This is a genomic window from Candidatus Diapherotrites archaeon (assembly GCA_040755695.1).
Taxonomy (GTDB): Archaea; Iainarchaeota; Iainarchaeia; order Iainarchaeales; family 1-14-0-10-31-34; genus JBFMAK01.
On record JBFMAK010000023.1, the window covers coordinates 1 to 1,555 of the forward strand.

Below are 1,555 nucleotides of genomic sequence, written 5' to 3' on the forward strand. Positions count from 1 at the left end.
GAGGATGCCCCGCTGGCCGTAGAACTTGGTGACGGCCTCCACTGGTGATACTACGCCGCAGGTGTGACAGGAACGGTGGAATCGACGCTCTTTGAGGTGGCGGCCTTGATGGCCGCGGCGAGCTGTGGGAGCTGGGCGTAGCCCTTCACCCGGCGGAACTGCTTCGCTGCCTCCAGCATGCCGGCGGCCGCCCACCGCAGGCGCATGTCGCCGGGCTGCCACCGCTTCACGTTGCGGGCGTGGTCGCGAACGATCTCGATCATCGACTCCACCGGGTTGGTCGACATCACCGTGGCCAGCAACGTCCCCCGCACGCCGAGGCGGGTGACGGTGAACATCTCCGTCAGGCCCTCCCGCAGGCTGCCGGCGGCGTCGGGGTTGATCCTCTCGATCTGGGCGGCCAGGTCCCGAAGGTCCCGTTCGGCCTCTTTGGCGTCGGGGTTCTTCCAGGCCTGGCGCATCTTGCGCAGAACCCAAAGGCGCTCGGCCTCGGGCAGGTGGTCGGCAACATTCCGTTCCTTGTGCAGTCGGCACCTCTGGATGAGCGCCTTGTCGCCGAACACGTCGGTCACGGCGCTGCGTAGCGCCTTGCCGCCGTCGATGACGAACAGGATGCCGTCGCTGGCGTCGACGCCCCGGTCACGCAGGCCGCTGACCAGCCCGGCGACCACCGACTTGTTCTCCGTAGAGCCCTGCACGACCCCGAGCGGCACCTTCGTCCCGTCGGCGGTCACGCCCAGGGCGCCCACCATGGTGTGGCCGGCGAAGTCGAAGCCGTCGACGAAGATGACCAGCCACTTCGCGTCGCCGAGGGGCCGGGAGCGGAACTCCGCCAGCCGACCGGCGGTGGCGGCCACGAACCGCCGGCTGACCGAGGACTTCGACGTCGAGCTCGACTCCTCGGCTACCTCGGCGCCCACCGGCTCGAGCACCCCCTCGTAGCGCCGGGTGGACAGCCCCGCCATCATGGCCGCCACCGTGTGGGCCGTGAGCTGGTCAGCCGAGGCGAAGGTCTCGTAGGAGCCGAGGTGCACCTCGGCGCCCCTGACGCCCCGCACTCGGGGCCGGCGCACGGGCACCCGCCGCCCGCCCAGGGCGACGGTGGCGTCCTCGTGGCCGTGGCGGTAGGCGGCCCGGCCGGCGTTGTGCTTGCCCTTCGGGCCGGCGACCTCGGTGACCTCCGCCTCCATGAGCTCGGCCATGACGTCGAGGCCGATGGCGACCGACGCCGCCAGCAGGCCTTCCTGCATGCGCTGGGCGAAGAGGACGAGCTGGTCGCCGACCTTGCCGGCCAGGCGCTCGGCGAGCTTGCCGGCGACGGACGGGTCGTTCAGGTCGATGAGCCCGACGCCAGGCACGATCGTGAGCCTCGGCGCCTTCCCGGGCCTCTTCGGCGCCTGCCCTTGCTTCTTCGCCGCCGGGGTCGTGGTGTGAGACGCTGACATGTTGGTGGTCCTCCTTCTCAACTCGGTTGGTTGACACCCCGAGCCTGCCTCACGGCAGGGACGAGGTGGAGGACCGCCACTCAAGTTCTACGACGCTCGGGACAACCTCG

General features: G+C 70.4%; 1 protein-coding gene. It reads right to left on the bottom strand.

From position 1 onward, the window contains the following. Positions 1–50: 50 nt before the first annotated feature. Complete coding sequence (locus tag AB1467_07430; protein ID MEW6296086.1) at positions 51–1,358, bottom strand: IS256 family transposase; 1,308 nt, start codon at positions 1,356–1,358, stop codon at positions 51–53. Positions 1,359–1,555: the final 197 nt, after the last annotated feature.